Raw genomic sequence first — 18518 nt, 5'->3', positions numbered from 1 at the left:
CCCCTCGACCGCGCCGCACCACGAGGAGTCCAGTGATGAGCGACGAGACCACCAGCCATTCCGCCGGCGCATCGGGCGAGGATCCGCTCAGCGAGCTGCTGCGTCGGCTGGGGCTCAACCCGCCCGGGGACGGGGTCGACCTCAACGCGCTCATGGGCCGGATCCAGGCGATGATGGCCCAGGCACAGGCCGGCGCCGACTCGGCGACGGGCATCGACTGGGCGATGGCTCGGCGGACCGCACGGCAGGTCGCCGCCTCGCTCGGCCCCGACCCCGTGCCGTCCCCGACCCAGCGTGCGCAGCTGGCCGACTCGCACCGCCTGGCCGAGTCCTGGCTCGGCCCGGCCGTCTCCTTCGAGGCCTGCCCCGCCCAGGCGCAGGCCTGGAGCCGTGCCCAGTGGGTCGAGGACACGATGGACTCGTGGCACGCGATCGTCGAGCCCGTCGTCACGGCGATCGCCGAGGCCATGAGCACCGGGCTGGGGGGCGAGGCCGCCGCCGAACTGCCCGAGATCGCCCAGCTCACCGGCATGCTCGCGCCCGTCATGCGCATGGCGGCCGGCCAGATGTACACCGCCCAGCTGGCACAGGCCATCGGCGAGATCTCCGCCGAGGTCGTCAGCGGCGACGAGCTCGGCCTCCAGCTCCTGTCGAGCCCGCGCGTCGTGCTCCTGCCGACCAACGCCGAGGCCTTCGTCAAGGGGCTGGGCCTGCCCGACGAGGACACGCTCATGTACGTCGTCGTGCGGGAGGCCGCCCGTCAGCGGCTGTTCTCGGCCGTGAAGTGGCTCGGCCCGCAGATGCTGGCGCTCATCGAGCACTACGCCCGCGAGATCACGATCGACACGACGGCCCTCGGCGACGCCATCGACATCGGCGACGTCTCGGAGATGACCCCGACCAGGCTCGCCGAGGTCTCCGAGCAGCTGCAGGGCAGGCTCTTCAAGCCGACCCGCACGCCCGAGCAGGAGAGCATCCTCGCGCGTCTCGAGACGCTCCTCGCCCTCGTCGAGGGCTGGGTCGACGCCGTCGCCCACGAGGCCTGCGCGCAGTGGCTCACCCACGAGCCGGCGCTGCTCGAGGCCGTGCACCGACGCCGCGCGGCGGGCGGGCCCACCGGGAAGATCACCAGCGCCCTGCTGGGCCTCCAGCTGCACCCCCGACTCGTGCGCGAGAGCGCCCGCTTCTGGCAGGTCGTGCTCGCCGACCGCGGCGTGGCGGGACGCGACGGCCTGTGGAGCCACCCCGACCTCATGCCCTCATCCGCCGACGTCGAGGACCCGATCGGCTTCGTCCGGGGCGAGCAGCACGAGGAGACCGACGCCGACTGGGACTCGGAGCTGACCAGGCTCCTCGAGCAGGGCGACCGCGGCGACGAGGACCGGGGCCGGGACGAGGGCCCCGGGGCCGACTGAACCGGCCGGGCCCTCAGCCGCCGCACCGCTCGAAGGCGGCGGTGGCGGCGTCCCAGCCCTCGAGGAAACCGCCGGCCCGCTCGGCGGGCCCGTAGCGGCGCTCGATGCGCCGGAAGGCCGGGCCGTGGTCGGGGTGCACGAGGTGGGCCAGCTCGTGGACGAGGACCGCGTCGATGACCCAGTCGGGCATGGCGCGCAGCCGGTCCGAGAGCCTGATCGTCCGCTCGGACGCGGTGCACGAGCCCCAGCGTGAGCGCTGGTTCGGGACCCAGCGGACGCTCGCCGGCTCGGGGGCCTCCGGGACGTAGGCGCGACGGAGCCCGGCGGCGCGGACCATGAGCGCGCCGTCGCCGGTGGCGCCGGCCCTGCGCCCCTCACGCCCGGCGAGGCGCCGGACCATCTCGCGCACCCACCGGTCCTGGTCGGCCTCCCCCATGAGGGCCGGGATCATGACGACGATCCGGCGCCCGTCCAGGCGTGCCGCCACGCTGCGGCGCCGACGGGTGCTGCGGCGCACGACGATCTCGTCGGCGCCCGGCGGCAGCTCCAGCCCGCGCGGCGTCGGGACGACGGTGTCGGCGGCACCGGCCCCGACCCGGGCCCCCGGCGCTCGGCTGCTGCTCACGCGGGCCAGCCTAACCGGAGCCGACGCCCGGGGGCGATCCCCGGTCGCCCCCGGGCATCCTCGCGGCGGCCGGCCCGGTCGATCGGTCGGGTTCCGCCGCGCCCGGCGCGGCGGGCGCGGGCTCGGCGGGTCCTCCCGGCGGAGCCCGCACAGCATCCTGACGATGGCTCGGCATCTCCTGCTGATCGAAGTAATCGTTCTGACCGTGGTACAGGATCGAACTGATCAATATTGATTGATTATTTGATTACATTGTGAGTACGGAGCACGAGGAGGCGCCATGGTCACGACAGGCAGCACCAGGGCCCCCGGATCGGGCAGGACCGGGTGGCGATGGGCGGTCGCCGCGGTCTGAGCGCTCGGTCTGGCCATCAACCACATCGACCGATCGGCGATCTCCGTCTCCTGCCGTACATGACGGCGGACTTCACCGTGAGCGCGACGCAGCGGGGACTCGTCCTCTCGGCGTTCTCGTGGTCCTACGCCCTCATGCAGATCCCCGCCGGCTCGCTCATCGACGGATTCGGCGAGCGCATCATGGTCGGCGCATCCGCATGGTCGGCGCATCCGCGTGCCTCTGGTCGATCTGCACCGGGTTGACCTTCCTCGCGAGCGGCTTCGGTACCCTCTTCGGTCTTCGCCTGGGGCTCGGCATCGGCGAGGCGGGCGCCCACCCGGCCTGCACCAGGGGGCACCCGAACATCTGCCGCCACCGAACGGCCTTCGGCTACCAGCTCGACGGCGGCCTCCCCCAGCACGTCCGCATCGGCCGACGCCCGGCGGAACCTCGTACCGGTCAACAACGTCCCGCCCCTCGAAGCGGCCATCGTCGAACCGGTCTCCTGCGCCCTGAACGGCCAGAACCTCGCAGAGGTGGCGGGTGCGCGGACGATCCTCGTCGCAGGGGCCGGGCCCCCTCGGTCTCATCCGCATGAGGCTCGCCCGGGTCCAGGGGTCCCCACGGTCGTCCCGGTCGAACCGAACCCGGCCAGGCACGCGATCGCCCGGGCGTCCGGCGCCGACGCCGTCCCGGCCCCGAGCGGCGACATCGCGGACCGGATCAGGGACATCGCCCCGGAGGGGATCGACGTCGTCATCATGGCGATCGGACGCCCCGAGGCCCTGACCCCCTACCTCGGGATCCTCGCCCCGGGAGCCCGCGTGTCCGTGTTCGCGGGATTCAACTCCGAGGCGGCGCTCCGGTTCGTCGCGAACGACATCCACGACAACGAGTACAAGATCGTCGGGGCCTCCTCCTGCCGACTCGAGAACCTTCAGCGGCTCGCCCCGATGATCGACTCGGGCCGACTCGTCGTGAAGGATCTCATCGGCACCCAGCTGCCGCTGGAGCGGGCCGCCGACGCCATCCGACTGGCCGCCTCCGGCTCGGACACGCGCGTCGGCGTCGACGTCCGGGCCCGACAGAGCACTTCTCCCACGTCGACTTCCACCCGACCTACGACGCCACCGTGGCCACGGTTCGCGACGCCATGAGGCTCGGGGCGGACGCGCTGGCCATCGGGATCCCGGGAGGATCGAGTCACCAGGCGGCCATGCTCGAGATGCTGTCGGCGGTGACCGAGGAGGCCCACACATGGGGCATGCCGGTGATCCGCCACTCCTACCCCTCCGGCGAGCTGTGGGGCGACCGCGAGGGATCGACGGAATCGGTCATGTGCACGGCACGGGCCGCCGCCGAGTGCGGAACCGACATCGTCAAGACCTGGTACACGGGCTCCGCCGAGGAGTTCAGGAGGATCGTCGAGGCCGCCCCCACGCCCGTCGTCGCCGCCGGCGGCGCACCCGCACCCGCGCCGACCAACATCCTCGAGCAGGCGGCGGTCATGGAGGCCGGCGGCGCCGGCATGACCTGCGGCCGCAACATCTGGCGGGCCGAGGATCCGACGAAGATGGTCCGGGCGCTCAAGGCGGTGGTCCACGATGGGATGACGCCCTCGCGGGCCGTCGCACTGCTGAGCTGAGCCCCCGCGGGAACTCATGGGACCGGGGGTTCGAGGATGAGCGTCTTCATCGGCATCGACCTGGGCACGTCCGCCACGAAGGCGATCGCCGTCGGCCAGGACGGGGAGGTGATCGCGCGGGCCCGGTGCTCCCATCCGGGCTCCCGGTCCGCCGGGGCCGGTCGCGAGGACCCGCGGGCATGGACCGAATCGATCCGCCGGGCCTGCAGCGATCTCGGGCCCGCACTGGCCGGGGCCGTCGGCGTCGGCATCGACGTCCACTGCCCTGTCGCCGTCCCCATGGATGACCGCGGCAGGGCCTGCGGTCTCGCCGTCGCATGGGACAACGACGTCCTGAACTACTACTTCAACAAGTACTCGGGCAGGCGCACGGAACGGGCCGTCGCCGCGACCGGCAACCACGCGTCGCAGTCGACCTTCCTCGCCGTCGCCGCCGCTGAGGCGCGGGGAGTCGCCGGATCGTCGGGGACGCCCCGCCTCAGACGCGTCCGCCGAGACTGGCCCGGATCCTCCCGGCGATCCTGCCGCCCTCGGGGCCGACGACCACGTGAACCACCCGGCCGATCCTCATCACGGTGCTCGCCCCGGCATCCCTCAGCGCCGCCTCGTCCACCCGTTCCGGGTCGGCCAGCACCGCGCGCAGCCGGACGATGCACGGCTCGAGGCCCATGACATCGGCGTCGCCGCCGAGGGCATCGAGGATCTGCTCTGGATCGATCGTGGAAGAGCGTTCTCCGGAGAACGAGGGATGCCCAGGCGGGGAGCGCCTGACGCCCCGGGCCCGGGATGACGCGTCCATGGTAGCCGATCGCGGCGGTCACGCCCGCAACGGTCGGCCCGGGCGGGACCGGACGGCCGGGACGGGACCTGGGAGCCTGCTGTCGGCGGCCGCGTCCCCGCCGCCGGCTTGACGCTCTGACGAGGAGCCCGGTATGGTTCACACCGAACCCCCGGTTCGGCGCTCTCTGCAGGGGAAGGCAGATGAGAGCTCGCCGGGGGTTCTTCCGCGCCCGGGGCCCTCGGCGCCCGGCCCACGAGCCCGCGCATCCCCGGGGCGCCGTCACCGCCGTCGGCCCCGCCCCGGGCCCGCGCGCATCGGACCCCTCGCGGCGGAGCCGTCCCCCGAGGGTCTCCCCGCCGCAACGCACCCCGGCCCGGGCCCCTTCCAGGCCGTCGGGCGCGCCCGACGGCGATGCCGGGAGGATCCAGTGGAATCCCTTGTCGGAGTGGATGGATCTTCTCTGAGTGAAATTTCGACGACCCCGAATGATCCCGTGCCCTTCCCTGACCGGGGTTCTGCACGGCGGATCGGTCCCACCGCTGTGGCTACAGTTATGCTCGCACGTCGGCCCTCAATGCTCCGTCTGGGGCAGGCCGGCACGACAACAACGAGGAGGAAGACATGGCAGAGGAGACCTACGAGGGCGAGTACTACTGCGTCAAGTGCAAGGCGAAGCGTCACGCCAAGGGCGCCGTCGTCGTGAACGACAAGGGCACCCGCATGGCCAAGGCGAAGTGCCCCGAATGCGGCACCAACCTGAATCGCATCCTCGGCAGGGCCTGAGACTTCACCCGGTCCGCCGTCCGGACCTGGGCCGAAGGGGTCGGAGCGCAACGCTCCGACCCCTTCGATCGTCTCCGGACCCCGAAGCGCCCCGCCGGCCCAGGCGGGCGGGGAGCGCCGGGGCCACAGGGTGTTGTCCCGGCCGCCCGACATGTTGTCCGCGCAGGGCCGGTTGTTGTCCTTCTCGGGGAATCCCCGGCGATCGTCCCGCCCGAGGAGGACGCTGGAGACATGCGAACCACCCCCGTCCCACCCGGCCGGTACGGCGGGGCGACCACGCGGACCCCGTCGGGCGCCGCGCCGAGGCGCCGCGTGCCGCCCCGGACCCTGCGCATGGACGCCGACATCGTCCGCCACTGCCCCGACTCGTACCGCCTGTACGGCCCCGGGCGCACCTGCGTCGAGCTGTCCGGCCGGTTCGCCGAGCGCCTCGTCGGGGCGTTGCGCCGACTCGACGGCACCGTCACCCTCGACGACGCCTGCCGGGGGCTGCTCCCCGACGAGCAGCGGCTCCTCGAGAACCTCCTGACGAGGCTGCGGAGGCTGGGCATGGTCCACAAGCTGCCCTACCTGCCCGCCCCGGCGCGCATCGGCGTCATCGGCGAGGGCGCGAGCGCCGAGCGTCTCCGGGCCATCTTGGCCGCCGACCACCGGGTGCGGGGCTTCACCGAGCCGCTGCCGCCCCGGGGCGGACGGGCCCGGCCCCCGAGGTACGGCGCCGCACCGGCCACCGATCGTCTCGAGCACTGGTTGTCCGTCGACGACGCCCGGCTCGACCTCGTCGTGGTCGCCGGCTCCCGGACGGCGCCTGACCCGGTCGTACCGTGGCTGCTGAGCCGTCTGGGGCTGGCGCATCTCATCGTCGGCGTGCACCGCCACGACGCCTGCGTCGGGCCGCTGGTGCAGCCGGGCATCACGAGCTGCGCCTTCTGCGCGGCCGGATCCCCCATCGGGCGCGGACACCGGCACTGCGCGGTGGCGGCCCCGACCCCGTCGGCGCTCGACTGGGCGGCGGCGATCACCAACTCGGTGTGCGCCGCCTACCTCGACGAGCGGATCGTCCCGCCCACCGTGGAGTTCGGCGGCGGCATCTGGCCGAGCAGGCGCCCGCGCCCGGACTGCCCGCTGTGCACCCGTTCGACGCAGCTGCCGACCGCGCCGCCGCGGGCCCCGACGGTCGCCGGACGCGGCGGCGGGTCTCAGCCGCCCGACGGCTGGTCGTCGCCGGGGGCCCGCGCCCCGGCGAGCACCTCGTCGACATCGAGGCCCCCGATGATGGCCAGCACGTCCTGCCCGTAGCGTCGGGCCTTGGAACGCCCGATGCCGCGGATCTCGAGCAGCCCGCGCTCGTCGGACGGCTCGGCCTGGGCCAGCGCCATGAGCGTCGCATCGGTGAAGACGACGAAGGCAGGCACCGACTGGCGCTTGGCGACGCCCAACCGCCAAGCCTTGAGCCGTTCGAGCAGCCCCTCGTCGAAGGGCACCTCGCACTCGGCGTGGTGGCCGAGCTTGATCTCAACGGCCCGGCCCAGCGCCCCGCCGCAGACCACGCAGTGGACGACCCGGCGGCGGCGCGGGCCGGGGGCCGGTTCTGCGGCCCGGTCGGCGCGCTCGCCCGTCCCGGCCAGGCCGCCGAGGAAGCGCGAGGGGCGGCGCCGGCCCCGCCTGCCGGTCGCGCCGGTCGCCCAGCTCAGTCGCAGGTCGTGCCGGGCGCGGGTGATGCCGACGTAGAGGAGACGGCGCTCCTCGGCGATCTCGCGCGGGCTCCTTGCGAGGGAGAAGGGCAGCAGGCCCTCCTGCACGCCGATGAGGGCGACGGCGTCCCACTCCAGGCCCTTGGCCGAGTGCAGGGTCGAGAGAGTGACCCCGTCGGCCACCGGGGCCTGCTGGTCGGCGACGCGCTGCTCGAGGCCGGCGACGGCCTGCGCCATGGTGGCGGCGCCCGCCTCGACGAGGTCGGCCACGAGGTCGTGCAGCGCCTGCCAGGACTCCCAGCGCTCGCGGACTCGGCCCTGACCGGCGGGCGGTTCGGGCGCCCAGCCGAGGGAGCCGAGCACCCGGTCGGAGGCCTCGAGGGCCGGCGTCTGCGGATCGGACCCGGCCGCGGCGCGCAGCCCGGTGAGGGCGGCGCGGATCTCGGCCCTCTCGTAAAAGCGCTCGGCGCCCCGCACCTGGTACGGGACGCGGGCCTGCGCGAGCGCCGCCTCGACGGCCGGCGACTGGGCGTTGACGCGGTAGAGGACCGCCATCCGAGACCAGGGCGCCCCGGCGCGGTGCCGGTCGACGAGCCAGGCCGACAGCCGCGAGGCCTCCTCGTCCTCGTCGGCGCACTCGGCCGTCCCGACGGCCGGGCCCTCGGGCCGCATCGGGCGCAGCACGACCCCGCGCCCGACGGCGGCCCGCCCGGGCGGGTGGAGCAGATCGTTGGCCACCCCGATGATCTGCGGGGTGGAGCGGTAGTTGCGGTCGAGGCGCAGCACCGTCGCGCCGGGGAACTCCCGCGCGAAGCCCGTGAGGAAGCGCGGATCCGCCCCGGCGAACGAGTGGATCGCCTGGTCTGGGTCGCCGACGACGCACAGGTCCCGGCCCTCGCCCAGCCACTGGGTGAGCATCGCGTGCTGGAGCGGGCTGACGTCCTGGTACTCGTCGACGACGAAGTGCCGGTAGCCGGAGCGGAACTCCTGGGCGACCTCGGGGTGCTCGTGCATGAGGGCGACGGCGCACAGCAGGATGTCGTCGTAGTCCATGACGCCGCGGCGGGACTTCACCCGCTCGTACTCGGCTGCGACGCGCGCGACCGTCTCGGGATCGGCGCCCGCCACGGCGCGCCCCGCCCGGGCCGCCAGCACGGGGTAGTCGGCCGGCAGGACATTGGTGGACTTGGCCCAGCCGATCTCGCCCGCCAGGTCGCGGACGAGGGCCGTGTCGGCGCTCCTGAGGCGTTCGCGCGAGGCGGCCTCGGCGACCAGGCCGTAAGTGGAGCTGGCGATCTCGGGCAGCTCGGCGCCGGTCACGCGCGGCCAGAAGTAGCGGAGCTGGCGCAGGGCCGCCGAGTGGAAGGTGCGGGCCTGTACGCGCGGCGCACCGAGACTGCGGAGCCGGGCCCGCATCTCGCCGGCGGCGCGCGTGGTGAAGGTGACGGCCAGGATCGCGCCGGCCCGCTGCTGCCCGGTGAGCACGGCGTGCACGATGCGGTGAGTGATGGCGCGCGTCTTGCCGGTGCCGGCGCCGGCGATGACGGCGACCGGCCCGCCGACCGTCGTGGCGACGAGGCGCTGCTCCGGGTCGAGGCCGGCCAGGACGGACTCGTCGAGCTCGGCGGACGGGGATGCGCTGGCGGACGACTGGCTGGTCATGATGGCAACCTTAGGCGGGCCCCGCCGACGGGGCCCGAACCGGGCGGCGGACGGGTCCGGGTCCTCTGTCGGTGGCGCTGCCTAAGGTGAGGGGCATGGTGAACACGCGATCGGTCCGGCAGGAGCCGGCCGGGCGCGCCGTGGGCGCGTCGGGCCGGACCGTCGTGACGGGCTGCCGCACCTGGTCCGAGATCCGCGCCCGGGCCGGCGCCTTCCTCTCCGAGCACGCCGCCGACCCCTTCGTCCTGCCGGTACTCGTCACGCCCGGCCCCGCGCACCGGCGCAGCATCGCGCAGGGGTTCGCGGCCTCCCCCGGCGGGCCGCAGGTCTTCGCCGGCGTCAGGACCCCGACGATGGGCGGGCTGCGAACCGAGCTCGAGCACGCGCTGCTCGGCCTCGACCCCGACGAGGACCCCTGGCGCACCGGCGCCCTCACCCTCCGCATCGCCTCCCTCCTGCGCGAGTGCGCCGACGAGCCGTGGCTCGCGCTCGTCCGGCGCCACCTCGACGGCCACCCGGCCCCCGAGGAGCCCCCGCGCCCCGCCCCGGGGCGCCTGGTCGCCACCGCCGAGGGCTGGGCCGGGATCCTGCGCGGCTACCTGCGGCACTGCCCCGGCATGCTCGCCGCCTGGTCCCAGGGCTCCCCCGTCGACCCGCTCGGCGCCCCGCTGGCCGACCGCGACCGGTGGCAGGCGCTCCTGTGGCAGCGCCTCACGACGGCCCTCGCCGGCTGGCCCCACCCGGGGCTGCGCCACGAGCAGCTCCTGGAGGGGGTGCGCGGGGCCGATCCCGCGGCACTGCCGGTCGCGCTGGGGGCGGCCTGCGTCGAGGCGCCCCCAGCGGCCGACATCGAGCTGCTGGCCGCCCTGGCCGAGCGGCTCCCCGTCGAGATCTGGCAGCTCGGCCCGCCCGAGGAGGCCGGCGCCGTCGGCTGCCCGCTGCGGGAGCGATACGGGGCGGCCCGCGCCGAGAGCTGGAGGCGCTGGGAGCAGGCCCCGGTCGACGTCGCGGACGGCGCCGGGCCCCGCGCCGACGGGCCGACCGTCGGCGTCGGGACCATGCTCGGGCTCCTCCAGCGCCGCATCCGCGAGGGCCGTACGGCCGACGCACCGGTCCCGGCCGACGGCACGGTGACCATCCACGCGAGCCACGGCCCCGACCGCCAGGTGGAGGTGCTGCGCGAGGCCCTGTGCGACGCCTTCGCCTCCGACCCGACCCTGCAGCCGCGAGAGGTCGCCGTGCTGTGCACCGACATCGCCGCCTACGCGCCGCTGCTCGAGGCCGACCTCGGGGCCACCGACGCCCCCGGACACCATCCGGGCCACGACCTGCGGGCCGGCATCGCGGGCCCCTCTCTGGCGCGGCCGAACCAGGTGATCGACGTCCTCCTCGTCCTCCTCGCCCTGCCGGCCTCGCGCGCCACCGGAGCCGACCTGATCGCGCTGGCCTCGCGCGAACCGGTCGCGCGCGCCCTCGGCCTCGACGCCGAGGGCCTCGAACGGCTCGGCCGCCTCGTCGAGCGCGCGCAGATCCGCTGGGGCATCGACGCGGGCCACCGCGCCGAGCACGGGCTGCCCGGGATCCGCCAGAGCACCTGGATCGCCGGCGTCGACCGGCTGCTCGCCGGCCTCGCCCTGGCCGACAGCCCCCTCGCCCGTCTCGGCACGGTCGTCCCGCTCGACCACGTCGACGGCTCCGACGCCGGGCTCGTCGGCGCGCTCGCCGAACTCGTCTCGCGGGTGCGCATGCACCTGCTGCGCTTCGCCGAGCCCGCCGGCATCGCCGCCTGGCGCGCGCGCCTGCTCGACGCGGCCGCCGACCTGACCGCACCCGGGCCGGACGACCAGTGGATGCTCAACCACCTCAGCAGCGCCCTGACCGGGCTCGACGGCGCCGGCGCCGACGGCGCGCTGCTCGACGCGGGCGACATCGCCGCGGTGCTGCGTCGACTCGTCGCACCGCGGCGTGGGCGCCCCAACTACGGCGCCGGCTCGATGATCATCTGCGGGCTGGGCGAGATGCAGGCCATCGAGCACCGCGTGGTGGCCGTCCTGGGCGTCGACGACGCCCACGTCCCGCCGCGCACCGCCGCGGCGGGCGACGATCTGCTCGCCCGCCCCGGCGTCCGGGACGAACTGCCCGTCCCCAACGCCGCACGGGCCGCCCGTCAGCAGCTGCTCGACGCGATCATGAGCGCCGGAGAGCGGCTCATCATCGTCGGCGCCGGCGCCGACCCGCGCACCGGGGAGGCGCTACCACAGCCGGTCGCCATGGCCGACATCATCGAGGCGTGCACCGGCCTCGAGCCGGGCGCCGTGTGGGAGCGGGCGCACGAGGGCGCGGCGAACGGCGGGGCGCCGACAGTGCTGCGCGTGCACCCCCTCCAGCCCCATGCGGCGAGCAACTTCGACCCCGACGCCCCCGGCGGCCTCCTCAGCTTCGACCCGATGGCGCTCGCGGGCGCCCGCGCCGGCGCCGCCCCGCCCGGACCCGCGCACCGGCGCAGCATCTGGTCGGTCCAGGGTCCGGCGCCGGGCGAGGAGGCCCGGGTGATGAGCATCGACGAGCTCGTCGCCTTCTTCCGGGACCCCATCCGGGCCTGGGCGGGCCGCACCTTCGGCTTCCTGCCCGACGACGGCGACGACGAGCCGCCCACCGGGCTGCCGATCGTCCTCGACGGCCTCGAGAACTGGGCGGTCGACGAGGCGATCACCGCGGCGCTCATCGCCGGCCAGCCCGCCACGACCGTCTCCGACGCCGCGCTGCTCGGAGGCCGGCTGCCCCCCGGCCGGCTCGGCACCGATCTGCTCGGCGCCCGGCTTCCTGCGCTCGAGGCGCACGCCACGGCTGTGCGGGCCCTGCTCGTCGAGCCCGCCGAGCACGACGTGCTCTGGCACGACGGCCCCTGGTCGGTCTCGGGCACTCTCGAGTCCCATGCGGGCCGTCTCGTGCGGCACCGCTGCGCGAGGCTGCGGGCCAGGCACCTGGGGGCCGCCTGGGTCGAGCTCGTCTGCGCCGCGGCGGGCGGCGCGGACGTCCGCGAGGCCCTCCTGCTCGGCAAGGGCGACTGCTTCCGGCTCGTCGCCCCGGACGCGGCGACGGCGCGCACCCTGCTGGGCCAGATGTGCCGGCTGCGTCTGGACGGGCTCAGTCGGTTCCCGCCCATGCCGCCCGACACCTGCCTCGAGTACGCCCGCCGCACCGCCGGCGGCCGACGCGGCGCCGGCGCCTTCCTGGCCCGCGACTACTCCCGGGAGGTCGCCTTCTCTCCGGTGCTCCAATGGGTGGGCGCCTCCTGGCGCGACATCGAGGCCATCGGCTCCGAGCCCGAGGACCCGCTGACCGCCTCCAGCAGCCGCATCCTCAACCTCGCCCGCTGGTTCTACGGCCCCCTCGTCGAAGCCCTGCATCTGTGGACCCCCGGAGCGCGTCATGACCACTGATCCGTCGACCGATCCGCTCGCCCCGGGCCCGGTCTTCGACCCCACGGCCGACCTGCCGGAGGGCACCACCGTCCTCGAGGCCAGCGCCGGCACCGGCAAGACCCACGCCATCGCCGCGACGACCGCGCGCCTCGTCGCCCTCGGCCGCTGCCGCATCGACCGCGTCATGCTCGTCACCTTCGCCCGCACGGCGTCCCTCGAGCTGCGCTCGCGCGTCCACGAACGGCTGGCCTCGAGCGCCCGTGTCCTCGAGCGGGCCGCCGCGGGCGGGACCCCCGACGGCCTCGACCCGGTCGACGCGCAGCTGTGCGGCGGTCGGGCCGACGAGCTGATCGAGCGCCTGGGCAGGCTGCGGAGGGCGCTCGCCGACTTCGACCGCGCCGTCATCGCGACGACCCACGAGTTCTGCTCCCGGTTGCTGGCCGAGCTGGGCGTGCTCGTCGACCACGACACCACCATGCGCTTCGTCGACGACCTGGACGAGGTGCGATCCCAGGTCGTCGACGACGCCTATCTTGCGCGCGCCACCGCCGGGACGGCGGGCATGGGCCACGAGCAGGCGGGCATCATCGGCCGGGCGGTGCTGGAGCACGCCGAGCCGAGGCTCCTGCCCGTGCCCGACGACGCCGACGACGAGCAGGGCCGCCTGGCCTTCGCCGCCGACGTGCGGACCCGCATGGCGCACCGCACGCGTCAGATGGGCGTCTACGGATACGACGACATGATCCGACGCGTCGACGAGGCCCTCGGGGACCCGGTCACCGGCGAGCTCGCCGCGCGGACGCTCGCCGCGCGCTTCGACCTCGTGATGGTCGACGAGTTCCAGGACACCGACCCGCTGCAGTGGCGCATCCTCGAACGCGCCTTCCACCACCGCACGAGCCTGGTCGTCATCGGTGATCCGAAGCAGGCGATCTACGGCTTCCGCGGCGCCGATCTGCAGGCCTACCTCGACGCGCGGGCCACGGCCGACCAGTGCTTCACCCTCGACCGCAACCACCGCAGCGACGCCCCCGTCGTCGAGGGCATCGCGCAGCTCTTCGGACGGGCCTCGCTCGGGCGGCCCGACCAGGCCATCGCCCTGGCGCCGGTCACGAGCACCCACACGCGGGCCCGTCTGCGGATCGACCGGGCCGACGGCGCGCCCGCCGTCCAGGTGCGGGCCATCGCCCCCGGTGAGGAGCAGACCGCGGCCGGGGCCCGCGAGACGATCGCCGCCGACCTGGTGCGCGAGTTCGGCGAGCTGCTCGCCCGCGGCCACCTCGACGACGGCGGGACCGTCCGCCCGCTGCGGGCGGACGACCTGGCGGTCCTCGTGCGCACCAGGCGGGTCGGTGAGCAGCTGCGCCGCGCGCTCACCGGGGCCGGCATCCCGGCCGTCTTCACCGGCGGGGCGGGCATCTTCGCCTCCGACGGCGCCCTCGCCTGGCAGCGGCTGCTCGACGCCATGTGCGATCCCCGCCCGCCGCTGCTGTTCCGGCTGTCCCTGACCGAGCTGGTCGGATGGAGCCCCGAGCGTCTGGCGCGCGCCGACGACGAGGCCCGCAACCAGCTGCTCGTCCTCGTGAAGTCGCTGCGCGGGACGATGGCCGACGCGGGCCCGTCCGGGATCCTCGAGCGCCTGTGCGCCCAGCAGGACGACGGAGGGCCCGGCCTCATGGCCCGGCTGCTCGCCGACGCGCGCGACGGCGAGCGACGGTGCACCGACCTGCGACACGTCACCGAGCTGCTCGAGCGCGAGCGCCGCCGCTCGGGACGCGACCTGGCGGGCCTGCGCGACTGGCTCGCCCAGTCGATCCGCGAGGCGGCCGGACGGGCGGACGACGACGCCGTGCGCCGCCTCGAGACCGACCGCAGCGCCGTCACCGTCATGACGATCCACCGGGCGAAGGGCCTGCAGTTCCCGGTGGTGGCGCTGCCCGACATGGCGGACAAGTACATCGGCGACAGGCCGGCCGACCGGCTGGGCCGCGTCCTCGTCCACGAGGGCGGCGAGCTCGGCCTCGACCTGTTCGGCGACCGCTCCGCCGCGCGTCACCGGGCGAAGCTCGCCGAGGAGCAGGCCGAGGACCTGCGCCTGCTCTACGTGGCGGCCACCCGCGCGCAGAGCCGCCTCGTCCTCTGGTGGGCCCGCACGAAGCGCAACACCTCGCGCTCGGCGCTGCACCGCCTGCTGATGAATCCCCCGGGCGACCCGGCGCCGGCCCCGTCCTTGCCCGTCGGCGCCGACGTCGAGCGGGCAGCCGCCGGCCGCGAGCATGTGCAGCTGGTCGTCGTGCCCCGCCCGACCGGGGCCCCGGCGGCGCCCGCGCCGCCGCCCGTCGACGGCCCGGCGCGCCTCGTCGGGCGCGAGCTCGCCGACACGATCGACCGCACGTGGTCGCGCACCTCGTACTCGGGGCTCACCGCCGGGCTGCATGGGACGGCGGGGCCCCTGCCCGGCCTCGACGAGCGCGGCACCGACGACGAACCGCCGCTGGAGGGGGCCCCCGCGGGGCCGCGGACGGCCGCGCCGGACCCGCACGACGACGCCACGCCGCTGTCGACGCTGCCCGGTGGCACCCAGTTCGGCTCGCTGGTGCACTCGGTCCTCGAAGTCGTCGACCCGGCAGGGCCGCGGCTGGCCGAGCGCACCACCGCCGCGGTCACCCGGATGCTCACCCGCTGGCCGATGGCCGGGGTGCCCGCCGAGCGGCTGGCCCGGGGCCTGCTGGCCGTCATGGACACGCCGCTGGGCGAGCTCACGGCGTGGGCGAGCCTGCGCCGCATCGGCGCCGCGAACCGCCTCGCCGAGCTCGACTTCGACCTGCCCCTCGGCTCGGCCTCGGGTTCGCGGGAGCTCGGGGCGATCGCCGAGCTGTGGGGCGACCGCTCGCTCGTACCGCCCGACGACCCGCTCGTCGACTACGGCGGGGCCCTGGCGGCCAGCGGCGCCGCCCACGCGGCCCTCCGCGGCTTCCTCACCGGCTCGATCGACGCCGTGCTGAGGCTCCCGGGGCCCGGCGCGGCCGGGGAGCCGGGGCGACCGGTCCCGAGCGGCACGGCCCGCTACGCGCTCATCGACTACAAGACGAACCGCATCCCCACCCGCCCGCACGAGTCGCTCGGCCCGCACGTCTACACGCCCGCGGCGATGACGCGGGCGATGATCGAGGCCCACTACCCCCTCCAGGCGCTGCTGTACTGCGTGGGCCTGCACCGCTACCTGCGCTGGCGCCTGCCCGACTACGACCCCGAGCGGCAGTTCGCCGGCGTCGGCTATCTGTTCGTCAGGGGCATGGCCGGCCCCGACGGCCCGGCCGGGACCGCGATGCCGCCGGGCGTCTTCACCTGGCACCCGCGCATCGGCCTCGTCGAGGCCGCCTCACGGGTCCTCTCCGGCTCCCGGACGGGAGGTGCCCGATGAGCGGCGTCACCGGCCGCGTCGTCTCGGCGCAGGGCGTGCTCGCCCGATTCAACGAGGCGGGCATCCTCGAGGCGCCCGACGTCCACACCGCCCAGCTCGTCGCCCGCACCGCGGGCGAGCACGACCCGGCGGTGCTGCTCGGCGCCGCGCTCACGATGCGCGCGCTGCGTGCCGGCTCGGTCTGCCTGCCGATCCGCCGGGTCCGTCGACTGGCCCAGTTCTTCGTCCGCGACGACGACGCCCAGGCGGGCCTCGCCCCGCAGCTCGACGAGCTCGGCTGGCCGGATCCCGACCGGTGGCTGGCGGCACTGGCCGCCTCGTCGCTCGTGGGAGACGAGCACTCCGGGCCCAACGAGCATCCGCTCCGCCTCGTCGACGAGGCCCTCTACCTCGAGCGCTACTGGCACGACGAGGAGTCGATCACCGCGGCCCTGCTCGGGCGCTGCGGCCCGTTCCCCGACGTCGACGAGGCACGGCTCGAACGGAGCCTGGCCGCATCGCCCGCCGCGGCCGACCGGCGCGACGAGGCGCAGCGCACCGCCGTGCGCACGGCGGTGCGGGCACGCACGGCCGTCATCTGCGGCGGCCCGGGCACGGGCAAGACGACGACGATCTCCCGCGTCGTCGCCGCGCTCGCCGACCAGGCGGAGGCCCGGGGCGTCCCGATGCGCATCGCGCTCGCCGCGCCGACCGGCAAGGCCGCCGCCCGGCTGACCGAGTCGCTCGACGAGCACGCCGTCGGGCCCGGCGTCGGCGCGGCGACGACGCTGCACCGCCTGCTCGGGGCCCGCCCCGACCGGGCCCCCCGCCACGGGGCCGGGCACCGGCTGCCGTTCGACGCCGTGGTCGTCGACGAGATGTCGATGGTCTCCCTGCCGCTCATGGCCCGCCTGCTCGAGGCGCTCGGCCCCGACACGCGCCTGGTCATGGTGGGCGACCCCGACCAGCTCACCCCGGTCGACGCCGGGGCCGTGCTCGCCGACATCACCGCCGCCGGGTTGCCCGGCCCGGAGCCGGGCCGGTCGGCCGTCGTCGTCCTCGACCACGGCTACCGCTTCACGAGCGGCATCTCCGACGTCGCCCGGGCGATCCGCGACGGCGACGCGGACCGCACCCTGGAGCTGCTGGCCACCACCGAGGCCGTCGAGTTCCACGACCAGGACGCCGCCGACCTCGATCTGGAGGCCTCGCTGGGGCTGCGCGACGCCCTGGTGCGTCAGGCCCGCGCCACCGAGCGGGCCGCCCGGCTGGGCAGGGCCGAGGAGGCCATCGAGGCGCTCGGCGCCCACCGCCTGCTGTGCGCACACCGCACCGGCCCCTACGGGGTCACCACCTGGGGCGCCGCCGTCGAGCGCCTCCAGCGCGCCGCGGCCGGCCAGCTCTCCGGCGACGAGTGGTACAGCGGACGGCCGCTGCTGGCCACCCGGAACCTCCCCGAGCTGGGCATCAGCAACGGCGACACCGGCGTCGTCATCGCCACCGGGCGGGGCCGACGAGCCGCGATGAGCAACCACCGCACCTACCCGGCGTACGCGCTGGAGGGCGTCGAGACGATGTACGCCATGACGGTGCACAAGTCGCAGGGCAGCCAGTTCGAGCGGGTCACCCTCGTCCTGCCCCCGCCCGGCTCGCCGCTGCTCACGAGGGGCCTGCTCTACACGGCCGTGACCAGGGCGAGGACCGGTGTGCGCATCATCGGCCCGGCGAGCTCGGTGCGCGCGGCCGTCACGACGGAGGCCCAGCGCGCCTCGGGGCTGACCGAACGGCTGGGCAGGGCCCTCGACCGCCCGCCGGGCGCACCCCGAGGCCGCCCGCTCAGGGCTCGGGAAGGGGCAGGCGCCCGTCCAGCCATGCCTCGATGAGCCGGTGGCCGACCGAGGCGCCGGGCGGCAGCACCAGGGAGCCGCCGTCCACGAGACGGTTCACCTCGTCGCGGCGGTACCAGCCGCCCCACGAGAGCTCCAGCCCGTCGACCCGTCCGACGGAGTCGCTGCGCGCGACGAAGCTCAGCATGAGCGAGCGGGGCATCGGCCACGGCTGGCTGCCGAGATAGCGCAGGGCGGCGATGCGCAACCCCGCCTCCTCGGCGATCTCCCGGTGCACGGCCTGCTCGGCGGTTTCGCCGGCCTCGACGAACCCGGCGAGCACCGAGACGCGGCCGCGCTCCCAGCGTCCCTGGTGGGCGAGGAAGAGGCGGTCGTCGTGGTCGAGCACGGCGCAGATGACGGCCGGATCGGTGCGGGGGAAGGTCTCGCGGCCGCACCGGGTGCACTCGGCGGAGAAGCCGCCGCGGGTGCGCACGAGCTCGCCGCCGCAGCTGACGCAGCGGCGCGTCGTGCGGGCCCAGTTGAGGACGGCCTGGGCGCTGCTGGCGACTTCGCGCTCGCCCGGGGTGAGCCGGGCGCTGCGCAGCACCGCCGGGTACGGGCCGGCGTCGCGCCGGGCGAACCACGGGTGCCCCTCGAAGCGGCCGAGGAAGACGTCCTCGGCGCGGGGGCTCCCCCCGTCGTCCGCCGTGATGGGCCGGCCGAAGGGGTCGTCGTCGAAGCGGCCCGCCTCGTCGAGGCAGACGATGCGGGCGCCCGGCTCGCGCCAGGCCCGCTCGACGGAGCGGTCCTCCTCGCGCAGGCTCGAGGCGTGGTCCAGCCTCGGCGGGCCGCCCCACGCGGCGATGTCCCAGGCGTAGGGGTCGCGACTGAGGTCCGGGCTCGAGGTCATGGGCCCAAA

General features: G+C 75.4%; 13 protein-coding genes. 9 read left to right on the top strand and 4 right to left on the bottom strand.

Annotation, left to right across the window (positions count from 1 at the left end; translation table 11 throughout):
* Positions 1–35: 35 nt before the first annotated feature.
* Positions 36–1415, top strand: coding sequence for a zinc-dependent metalloprotease (locus tag K336_RS0100405; RefSeq protein WP_028706003.1), 1380 nt, complete (start codon positions 36–38; stop codon positions 1413–1415).
* A gap of 13 nt (positions 1416–1428) precedes the next feature.
* On the opposite strand, the gene K336_RS19080 is transcribed toward K336_RS0100405, so the two are convergent.
* Positions 1429–2040: a M48 metallopeptidase family protein gene (locus tag K336_RS19080; protein WP_021797576.1), complete on the bottom strand. Its 612-nt coding sequence runs from the start codon at positions 2038–2040 to the stop codon at positions 1429–1431.
* Between the two features lie 414 nt (positions 2041–2454).
* Between K336_RS19080 and K336_RS19175 the strand changes: the two genes are divergently transcribed.
* The 3 genes from K336_RS19175 to K336_RS13295 all read left to right on the top strand — a co-directional run bounded on the left by K336_RS19175 (position 2455) and on the right by K336_RS13295 (position 4022).
* Complete coding sequence (locus K336_RS19175) at positions 2455–2640, top strand: hypothetical protein (RefSeq protein ID WP_051245264.1); 186 nt, start codon at positions 2455–2457, stop codon at positions 2638–2640.
* A 273-nt stretch (positions 2641–2913) separates the two neighbouring features.
* Positions 2914–3534 (top strand): zinc-binding dehydrogenase, encoded by a 621-nt coding sequence (locus K336_RS13300; RefSeq protein ID WP_051245263.1) that lies wholly within the window; start codon positions 2914–2916, stop codon positions 3532–3534.
* Entirely contained in the window at positions 3510–4022 is a 513-nt protein-coding gene (locus K336_RS13295; RefSeq protein ID WP_051245262.1) for a class I fructose-bisphosphate aldolase, read from the top strand. The genes K336_RS13300 and K336_RS13295 overlap by 25 nt, the downstream gene beginning before the upstream one ends.
* A 478-nt stretch (positions 4023–4500) precedes the next feature.
* Here K336_RS13295 and K336_RS20020 read toward each other — a convergent pair whose 3' ends face one another.
* The gene (locus K336_RS20020; RefSeq protein ID WP_081660485.1) at positions 4501–4821 is read right to left on the bottom strand and encodes a PTS transporter subunit EIIB; all 321 of its coding nucleotides are present in this window, start codon (positions 4819–4821) and stop codon (positions 4501–4503) included.
* A 603-nt stretch (positions 4822–5424) separates the two neighbouring features.
* Between K336_RS20020 and K336_RS19075 the strand changes: the two genes are divergently transcribed.
* Together K336_RS19075 and K336_RS0100370 are read left to right on the top strand one after the other, a co-directional pair.
* On the top strand, positions 5425–5586 hold the full coding sequence (locus K336_RS19075; protein WP_021797446.1) for a DUF5679 domain-containing protein: 162 nt from the start codon (positions 5425–5427) through the stop codon (positions 5584–5586).
* 231 nt (positions 5587–5817) lie between these two features.
* On the top strand, positions 5818–6885 hold the full coding sequence (locus K336_RS0100370; protein ID WP_043149905.1) for a hypothetical protein: 1068 nt from the start codon (positions 5818–5820) through the stop codon (positions 6883–6885).
* Here K336_RS0100370 and K336_RS13290 read toward each other — a convergent pair.
* Positions 6786–8942 (bottom strand): ATP-dependent DNA helicase UvrD2, encoded by a 2157-nt coding sequence (locus K336_RS13290; protein ID WP_051245260.1) that lies wholly within the window; start codon positions 8940–8942, stop codon positions 6786–6788. The two genes, K336_RS0100370 and K336_RS13290, sit on opposite strands and share 100 nt — an antisense overlap.
* A gap of 95 nt (positions 8943–9037) precedes the next feature.
* Between K336_RS13290 and K336_RS0100360 the strand changes: the two genes are divergently transcribed.
* The 3 genes from K336_RS0100360 to recD are packed head-to-tail and all read left to right on the top strand — an operon-like array spanning position 9038 to position 17653.
* The gene (locus tag K336_RS0100360) at positions 9038–12385 is read left to right on the top strand and encodes an exodeoxyribonuclease V subunit gamma (protein ID WP_028705999.1); all 3348 of its coding nucleotides are present in this window, start codon (positions 9038–9040) and stop codon (positions 12383–12385) included.
* A complete protein-coding gene (locus tag K336_RS13285) occupies positions 12375–15791 on the top strand; it encodes a UvrD-helicase domain-containing protein (RefSeq protein WP_043149902.1) in 3417 nt (1138 codons plus the stop codon). The genes K336_RS0100360 and K336_RS13285 overlap by 11 nt, the downstream gene beginning before the upstream one ends.
* Complete coding sequence (gene recD / locus K336_RS13280) at positions 15788–17653, top strand: exodeoxyribonuclease V subunit alpha (RefSeq protein ID WP_051245259.1); 1866 nt, start codon at positions 15788–15790, stop codon at positions 17651–17653. The genes K336_RS13285 and recD overlap by 4 nt, the downstream gene beginning before the upstream one ends.
* Here the strand turns inward: recD and nudC are convergent.
* On the bottom strand, positions 17607–18509 hold the full coding sequence (gene nudC, locus K336_RS0100345; RefSeq protein ID WP_021798857.1) for an NAD(+) diphosphatase: 903 nt from the start codon (positions 18507–18509) through the stop codon (positions 17607–17609). The two genes, recD and nudC, sit on opposite strands and share 47 nt — an antisense overlap.
* Positions 18510–18518 lie beyond the last annotated feature (9 nt).

Source organism: Propionibacterium acidifaciens DSM 21887 (assembly GCF_000426605.1).
Classification (GTDB): Bacteria; Actinomycetota; Actinomycetes; order Propionibacteriales; family Propionibacteriaceae; genus Propionibacterium; species Propionibacterium acidifaciens.
Note: the sequence above shows the minus strand (reverse complement) of the source record. Positions and strands in the feature narration are given on the sequence as shown.

What these genes read in the sequence shown, in the direction of transcription:
- recD (WP_051245259.1), top strand. Translation starts at nt 15,788, where the DNA reads ATGAGCGGCGTCACCGGCCGCGTCGTCTCGGCGCAGGGCGTGCTCGCC.
- nudC (WP_021798857.1), bottom strand. Translation starts at nt 18,509, where the DNA reads ATGACCTCGAGCCCGGACCTCAGTCGCGACCCCTACGCCTGGGACATC.
- K336_RS19075 (WP_021797446.1), top strand. Translation starts at nt 5,425, where the DNA reads ATGGCAGAGGAGACCTACGAGGGCGAGTACTACTGCGTCAAGTGCAAG.
- K336_RS19175 (WP_051245264.1), top strand. Translation starts at nt 2,455, where the DNA reads ATGACGGCGGACTTCACCGTGAGCGCGACGCAGCGGGGACTCGTCCTC.
- K336_RS20020 (WP_081660485.1), bottom strand. Translation starts at nt 4,821, where the DNA reads ATGGACGCGTCATCCCGGGCCCGGGGCGTCAGGCGCTCCCCGCCTGGG.
- K336_RS13285 (WP_043149902.1), top strand. Translation starts at nt 12,375, where the DNA reads ATGACCACTGATCCGTCGACCGATCCGCTCGCCCCGGGCCCGGTCTTC.
- K336_RS0100370 (WP_043149905.1), top strand. Translation starts at nt 5,818, where the DNA reads ATGCGAACCACCCCCGTCCCACCCGGCCGGTACGGCGGGGCGACCACG.
- K336_RS13290 (WP_051245260.1), bottom strand. Translation starts at nt 8,942, where the DNA reads ATGACCAGCCAGTCGTCCGCCAGCGCATCCCCGTCCGCCGAGCTCGAC.
- K336_RS0100405 (WP_028706003.1), top strand. Translation starts at nt 36, where the DNA reads ATGAGCGACGAGACCACCAGCCATTCCGCCGGCGCATCGGGCGAGGAT.
- K336_RS0100360 (WP_028705999.1), top strand. Translation starts at nt 9,038, where the DNA reads ATGGTGAACACGCGATCGGTCCGGCAGGAGCCGGCCGGGCGCGCCGTG.